Origin of the sequence: Bradyrhizobium sp. PRIMUS42 (assembly GCF_023006515.1) — a bacterium.
GTDB lineage: Bacteria > Pseudomonadota > Alphaproteobacteria > Rhizobiales > Xanthobacteraceae > Bradyrhizobium.
In genome coordinates, this window is record NZ_JALBGZ010000310.1 from 1 (window position 1) to 7107 (window position 7107).

The window sequence follows — 7107 nt, forward strand, 5'->3', positions numbered from 1 at the left end:
GGGCGCCACGCTCGCGGCCTACGCCATCGGTCTGATCCCCTTCGTGCTGATCCGCAGCGCGGTCGCGACCTTCTATGCGCGCAAGGACACCGCAACGCCGGTGCGGGCGTCGCTGACCGGCATTGCGGTCAACGTCGCGCTGAAGCTCGCCCTGATGGGATCGCTCGCCCAGATCGGCCTCGCGCTCGCAACCGCCGTCGGGGTCTGGACCAATCTCTTGCTGGTGCTCTTCTTCGCGGTGCGGCGAGGCTTTCTCGTGCTGGACCGCGCCTGGCTGATGTCGCTCGGCAAATTCCTGCTGACTGGCATCATTCTTGCGGTTGCGTTCTGGCTGATCGCGCGCTTCAGCGGCCCCTTGTTAGGCTCGATGCATTTCCGTGACGAGGTGACGCTGGTGCTGCTCGCCGCCGGCGGCACGATCGTCTATGCGCTCGCGATCCTCGTTTTGTTCGGCCGCAAGTGGCTGGTCTCGCTGGTGCGCGGCTAGGCGAGCAGTGCGCTCGCCTCCAGGATGCAAACAGCATCTGCGCATCTCTTGATTTTGTGCAATCGCCGTGGTATCGATGCCTCATGATCAAATGCTCGCGCATCGTCAACCGCAACCACATGACCCGCTTCGGCTGGGCCGTGGGAGGAGTCGTGCGCTAGGAATTCGACGACGACATCTTTTCCACCAGGCCCCGCCGGCATCGGACGGGGCCTTTTCTTTGGCCACGCTCCCTGCCGGCACAACAGCAGGAGCATCCCATGCCACCCCAACAGACGAACATTACGGCCGCGCCAGAGGGCGATGCCGCGAGACTTCGACCCGACCTCTCCATCGTCTTGAGCCTGCTCAGACGATACTGGCGTGCGTTTCAGGAGCGGTGGCCGCGTGCACAGGTCACCTTGCAGGACCTGAGCGACAGGGAGCTGACGGACATCGGCTTGTCGCGCGGCGAGATCGACAGCATCGCGCCTGAACGCGCCCTTGATAGGTTGAGAGACAATGCGCGGACTCTGTGGGGCCGTGGTGGGATGTGACGACCGCAATCCCAGCGGACTTCGCTGCGACAGGGAGAGGAGGCGATCATGACATCGCATGAGGCCCGCGCCCAGGCGGACGTGGACATCCGACGATTGACTGTCGACGATCTCGATCTCTTCCGCGACATTCGCGCGGAGGCGCTTCAGGCACACCCTCAAACCTTTGGTTCTCGGGAAGAGGATGAGGGCGGCGAGGCGATGCTGGCGGCCTATCGCCATTGGCTGAGCGGAGCGATCCTTGGCGCCTTTGCGCGCGGACATCTGATCGGAGTCGCCGGCTTCTACTTGTCGCCAGATCGGCGATCGCGGCACAGGGGTCATATCTTCACGGTTTACGTGAGGGAAGATGGCCGAGGTCAAGGAGTTGGAGATCGGCTCATCAAGGAGCTTCTTGCCCACGCCGAGGCATGCGTCGAACAGGTGCATCTTGCCGTCCTGCTCGACGCAACCGCTGCAATCAGGACCTATGAGCGCAACGGGTTCGAGGTCTACGGCACCGATCCCGCTGCCGTCCGCATAGGTGACGTCACGTATGACAAGTACCTGATGGTCAGGAAATTCAGCCATTGACGCGGGTCTGGCGCGGCTGCGCGGCATGGTTGCCCCAGAACCGGCGAGGGCGGCCTCAAATCATCATCTCCATGGGAGCGGCCCGCCCAAACCCATTTGCCTTGCCACTTTTTCCACGGCAATATGCCGGCAAAACAACCATAGGACGGGACAATAAAATGGCGGCTCCCATCAAGTTCGGCGTTGGCCAAAGCGTGCTGCGCAAGGAGGATGACGCGCTCATCCGCGGCAAGGGCCGCTATACCGACGATTACGCGCCGCAGGCTGCGCTGCGCTGCCTGATGCTCCGTTCGCCGCACGCGCATGCCAAATACACCATCGATGTGAGTCGTGCCCGCGGGCTTCCCGGCGTCGCGCTGATCCTGACCGCCGATGACGTGAGGGATCTCGGCAATCTGCCGTGCCTGTTCAATCTCGAGACCGATCCGTTCACCGGCCCGCCATACCCGATCCTGGCCAAGGACGAGGTGCGCCATGTCGGCGATTCCATCGCCTTCGTCGTCGCCGAGACCATCGATCAGGCCCGTGACGCGATCGAGGCGATCGACGTCAAATGGTCGCCGCTGCCGTCAGTGACCGGCGTCGTCAACGCCGTGAAGAAGGGCGCACCGCAGGTGTGGCCCGACAAGGCCGGCAACGTGCTGTTCGACGTCTCGATCGGCGACAAGGCGGCGACCGAAGCCGCCTTCGCCAAGGCGCATGCGGTCGCCGAAATCTCCATCGTCAATCCGCGCGTGGTCGCGAGCTTCATGGAGACGCGCGCCGCGGTCTGTGAATACGATGCCAAGCGTGACCATCTGACGCTGACGGTCGGCAGCCAGGGCAGCCACCGCCTGCGCGACATCCTCTGCCAGAACGTGCTCAACATCCCCACCGACAAGATGCGGGTGATCTGCCCCGATGTCGGCGGCGGGTTCGGCACAAAGCTGTTTCCCTATCGGGAATACGCCCTGTTGGCGGTCGCAGCGCGCAAGCTGAAGAAGGCGGTGAAGTGGGCGGCCGACCGTTCCGAGCATTTCCTGGGCGATGCGCAGGGCCGCGACAACGTCACCACCGCGAAGATGGCGCTGACTGAAGACGGCAAGTTCCTCGCGATGGATTGCGACCTGATGGGCGACATGGGCGCGTATCTGTCGACCTTCGGCCCCTACATTCCCCATGGCGGCGCCGGCATGCTGCCGGGCCTCTATGACATCCAGGCCTTCCATTGCCGGGTGCGCACGATCTTTACGCACAGCGTGCCGGTGGACGCCTATCGCGGTGCGGGCCGCCCCGAGGCCGCCTATGTCATCGAGCGCCTTGTCGACGCCTGCGCGCGAAAACTCGACACGACGCCGGATGCGATCCGCCGCAAGAACTTCATCCCGCCGAAGGCGCTGCCCTACAAGACGGCCACGGGCAAGGTCTATGATTCCGGCGACTTCGCCGCGCATCTCAAGCGCGCGATGGAGATCGCGGAATGGAAGGAGTTTCCCAAGCGCGCCAAGGCGGCCAAGAAGGGCGGCTTGATCCGCGGCATTGGGCTGGCGAGCTATGTCGAGATCTGCGGCGTGATGGGTGAGGAGACAGCCAATGTCCGCCTCGATCCCAACGGCGACGTCACCGTGCTGATCGGCACACAGTCGAGCGGGCAGGGCCACCAGACCGCCTATGCCCAGATCGTCGCCGAGCAGTTCGGCGTCGCGCCGGAACGGGTCCACGTCCGCCAGGGCGATACCGACGAGATTGCCACGGGCCTCGGCACCGGCGGCTCGGCCTCGATCCCCTCCGGCGGCGTCAGCGTCGAGCGTGCGACGCGGGAGCTCGGACAAAAGCTGAAGGAAATTGCGGCGCAGGCGCTGGAGGCCGGCGCCGGCGACCTCGAAATCTCGGAAGGGGTGGTGCGCATCGCCGGCACCGACCGTTCGATCTCGTTCGCCGATCTCGCCAAGCGGCCGGATGTCGATCCGTCGAAGCTGAACGGCAGCGCAACCTTCGCCAGCGCCGACGGCACCTATCCCAACGGCACGCATGTCGCGGAGGTCGAGATCGATCCGGCTACCGGCATCATCAAGATCGTCAACTACGTGATCGTCGATGATTTCGGCAAGACGCTCAATCCGCTGCTGTTGGCCGGCCAGGTGCATGGCGGCGCCATGCAGGGCATCGGCCAGGCCCTGATGGAGCAGGTGGTCTATGGACCCAATGACGGCCAGCTCATCACCGCGACCTTCATGGACTATGCGCTGCCGCGGGCGGCGGACGGGCCGGCCTTCGTGTTCGAGACCAACAACGTTCCCTGCAAGACCAATCCGATGGGCGTGAAGGGGGCGGGCGAGGCCGGCGCGATCGGCTCCTGTCCGGCGGTCGTGAACGCCATCGTCGACGCCCTCTGGCGCGAATACAAGATCGACCACATCGACATGCCGGCAACGCCCGAGCGGGTGTGGATCGCCATCAACGAGCACCACCGCCGTCACAGCCTGTAAGTCCAAGCAAACGCGGAACGCGTTTTGCAGGCTCAGCCAAATGATCCGGAGTGCGGCGATTTATCGTCGCGCTCTGGATGGAATGAAATCTGCCAATCGGGGTTGGCCCAATGTGGGGTCAGCACGATCCTGTCTCAGCGAAAGGGATTTGCGAATGAAGCGAGTGTTGGTTGTTGGGGGCGCGCTGCTGCTCGGGATGGGCGCCGTCTGGGCACAACAAGATTCCGTCAAGGAAGCCCAGACCCTCATGAAGGGTAACGGCAAGAACGCCGGCGCGATGTCGGCGATGGTCAAGGGCGAGAAGCCCTACGACCAGGCCACAGTGGACAGCGCGCTGGCGCAGTTCGAGGATACCGCCAAGAAGCTGCCGAACCTGTTTCCGGCGAGCGCCAAGGGCGTGAAGCTCGACGGTGACTACTCGACCTCGCCGAAGGTCTGGGAGGACAAGGCTGGCTTCGACGCCAGGATCGCAGGCTTCGCCAAGGTCGTCGGCGAGGCCAAGGGCAAGATCAAGGACCTGGACTCGCTCAAGGCGAACATGCCTGCCATCGGCAAGGAATGCGGCGGCTGCCACGAGACCTACCGCGTCAAGAACAGCTGAGGCGGGGCTCTTGTAGCCCGGATGGAGCGGCAGCGAAATCCGGGAAGCCTGTGCGGGTTGATAAACTTGTCCCGGATGTCGCTTCGCTCATCCGGGCCACGGGAATCGAAGGGCGGTTGCGAAAGCGACTGCCCTTTTTTCTGTTCGCAAGGTCTGACGGATAGCTGCCGGAGCGGCTATCTTCGAGTCAACAGCCGCGGCGCTGATGCGAGTCGGCGCGTCTCTTTCCTGACTGCATGACATCAGGAGTTCCAACGCGCGGCGAGGATCTCAATCAAGAGCGAGACAGGCCATGGCAAAACCGTTTCCGTCGAAGACGCACATCGGCAATCACATGCTGCATCCCGAGACGCTGATGCTGACCTATGGCTATGATCCGCAGCTGTCGGAAGGCGCCATCAAGCCCCCGGTGTTCCTGACCTCCACCTTCGTGTTCAAGACGGCCGATGACGGGCAGGACTTCTTCGATTTCGTCGCCGGCCGGCGCGAGCCCCCGGAAGGGATGGGCGCGGGCCTGGTCTATTCGCGCTTCAATCATCCCAACAGCGAGATCGTCGAGGACAGGCTCTCGATCTACGAACGCACCGAGAGCTGCGCGCTGTTCTCATCCGGCATGGCGGCCATCGCGACGACGATCCTTGCCTTCGTCCGCCCCGGCGACGTCATCCTGCACTCCCAGCCGCTCTATGGCGGGACGGAAACGCTGCTCACGAACACGCTGGCGCGTCTGTCGATCGGCGCCGTCGGCTTCGCCGACGGGATCGACGAGGCGGCGGTCAAGCAGGCCGCGGAGGAGGCCATGGCCAAAGGCCGCGTATCGATGATCCTGATCGAGACACCGGCCAATCCGACCAACGGCCTGGTCGACATCGCCATGATCCGCCGTGTCGCCGATTCCATCGGAAAGGCGCAAGGCGACACGCCGATCATCGCCTGCGACAATACGCTGCTCGGGCCGGTGTTTCAGCGGCCGATCGAGCACGGCGCGGACCTGTCGCTGTACTCGCTGACGAAATATGTCGGCGGCCATTCCGATCTGATCGCGGGTGCAGCGCTCGGCTCGAAGGCGATCATGAAGGGCATCAAGGCGCTGCGCGGCGCCATCGGCACCCAGCTCGATCCGCATTCCTGCTGGATGATCAACCGCTCGCTCGAAACGCTGAGCTTGCGCATGGAGAAGGCCAACAGCAACGCGCGCCTCGTTGCGGACTTCTTGCGCGATCACGCCAAGGTCGCCAAGGTCCACTACCTCGGTCATCACGAGGAGTCTTCGCCAGCCGGGCGTGCGTTCGCGCGGCAATGCCTGGGGGCGGGATCCACCTTCTCGTTCGACATCGTCGGCGGCAAGGAGGCCGCCGTCAAATTCCTCAATGCGCTGCAGATCCTCAAGCTGGCGGTGAGTCTCGGCGGCACCGAGTCGCTCGCGAGCCTGCCTGCAACCATGACTCATTCCGGCGTTCCCGCCGACATCCGGCAGAAGATCGGCGTGCTCGATTCCACGATCCGGCTGTCGATCGGCATCGAGAACCCGTCGGACCTGATCGCCGACCTCACGCAGGCGCTGAATGCAGCTTGAGCGCGATCGAAAAGTGCGTAGCCCGGATGAGCGCAAGCGTAATCCGGGGTCTTCACCCCTCGGAGTCCGTCCCGGACTGCGCTGCGCTTCATCCGGGCTACGAAGGTGAACCGCTTTGGAATCGAAAAGGCCGGACGCTCCCTCCTGCGCCCGGCCTTCGCGCGACGAAGCAGCGTTGCGGCTTACTTCGTGACCTGACCGCGGATCTCGCCGCCCGGATTGGCCGCGGTGTGGATGTTGACGTAGAGCTTGCCGCCGAGCAGATCGGCGGCCTGCGCATCGGTGAGCGTGGCTTCACCCTTGACCGGGCTCGAGGCCGCATTCGGGATCGCAACCGCGACACCGGCGTTCTTGCCGGCCTCGGCAGGCCCATGGAAATGCGCCGCAGTGGCGGGGCCGGAGAGCCCGGAATAAGTGACGGTCCAGGACAGCTTCTTGCTGGCGGCATCATAGTCCAGATCGGCGGTTCCGGTGGCGCTGCTGGTCGTTGCCGGCACTTCGGACTTGCCGTCGAGCGTTGCTTTGAGCTTTTCGGCGCTGGCCGGGCCCGCAAAAGCGACGGCACCGAGCGCTAACACGGCGATGACGGTCTTGTTCATGACATTCTCCCTGCTGAACCCGTTCGGGCTGCCAAACTTCCAACAGCCGGCATTTCAGTTTATTCCCGTTTCCGGTCAGGGCAGGCTAAATTCTTCGTGGCTGGAGCCGCGACGACATTGGTCCTAGGTTTGCCGCGACGAGTGAATGGATCTGCATGTTGCAACGAACAATTCTCGTAGGGCTGCTCGCGGTGGTCGCTGCCGCCGGCGTCTATTGGTGGCTCAGCGCGCCGGTGGTGGCAGCTGCGGGCCATGCGCCGGCCCATG

7 protein-coding genes are annotated in these 7107 nt (G+C 64.0%); 6 read left to right on the forward strand and 1 reads right to left on the reverse strand.

Features of this window, described 5'->3' with window-relative positions:
• From MOV75_RS21580 to MOV75_RS21605, 6 genes are all read left to right on the forward strand, one after another.
• Nucleotides 1-487, forward strand: a 487-nt coding sequence (locus MOV75_RS21580; RefSeq protein ID WP_246924512.1) for a lipid II flippase MurJ, incomplete at its 5' end; no start/stop codon positions are given.
• A gap of 260 nt (nt 488-747) precedes the next feature.
• A complete protein-coding gene (locus tag MOV75_RS21585; protein WP_246924514.1) occupies nt 748-1023 on the forward strand; it encodes a DUF1127 domain-containing protein in 276 nt (91 codons plus the stop codon).
• Nucleotides 1024-1071: 48 nt separating this feature from the next.
• Entirely contained in the window at nt 1072-1596 is a 525-nt protein-coding gene (locus tag MOV75_RS21590) for a GNAT family N-acetyltransferase (RefSeq protein WP_246924516.1), read from the forward strand.
• Nucleotides 1597-1754: 158 nt separating this feature from the next.
• Nucleotides 1755-4064, forward strand: coding sequence for a xanthine dehydrogenase family protein molybdopterin-binding subunit (locus MOV75_RS21595; protein WP_246924518.1), 2310 nt, complete (start codon nt 1755-1757; stop codon nt 4062-4064).
• Between the two features lie 154 nt (nt 4065-4218).
• Nucleotides 4219-4665, forward strand: coding sequence for a cytochrome c (locus tag MOV75_RS21600; RefSeq protein WP_246924520.1), 447 nt, complete (start codon nt 4219-4221; stop codon nt 4663-4665).
• A gap of 292 nt (nt 4666-4957) precedes the next feature.
• Nucleotides 4958-6241, forward strand: a complete 1284-nt coding sequence (locus tag MOV75_RS21605) for a cystathionine gamma-synthase family protein (protein WP_246924522.1) — start codon at nt 4958-4960, stop codon at nt 6239-6241.
• Nucleotides 6242-6423: 182 nt separating this feature from the next.
• Here MOV75_RS21605 and MOV75_RS21610 read toward each other — a convergent pair whose 3' ends face one another.
• Nucleotides 6424-6840, reverse strand: a complete 417-nt coding sequence (locus tag MOV75_RS21610) for a CHRD domain-containing protein (protein WP_246924525.1) — start codon at nt 6838-6840, stop codon at nt 6424-6426.
• Nucleotides 6841-7107 lie beyond the last annotated feature (267 nt).

Coding starts and splice junctions, on each gene's coding strand:
- MOV75_RS21595 (WP_246924518.1), top strand. CDS start 1,755: ATGGCGGCTCCCATCAAGTTCGGCGTTGGCCAAAGCGTGCTGCGCAAG.
- MOV75_RS21590 (WP_246924516.1), top strand. CDS start 1,072: ATGACATCGCATGAGGCCCGCGCCCAGGCGGACGTGGACATCCGACGA.
- MOV75_RS21585 (WP_246924514.1), top strand. CDS start 748: ATGCCACCCCAACAGACGAACATTACGGCCGCGCCAGAGGGCGATGCC.
- MOV75_RS21605 (WP_246924522.1), top strand. CDS start 4,958: ATGGCAAAACCGTTTCCGTCGAAGACGCACATCGGCAATCACATGCTG.
- MOV75_RS21610 (WP_246924525.1), bottom strand. CDS start 6,840: ATGAACAAGACCGTCATCGCCGTGTTAGCGCTCGGTGCCGTCGCTTTT.
- MOV75_RS21600 (WP_246924520.1), top strand. CDS start 4,219: ATGAAGCGAGTGTTGGTTGTTGGGGGCGCGCTGCTGCTCGGGATGGGC.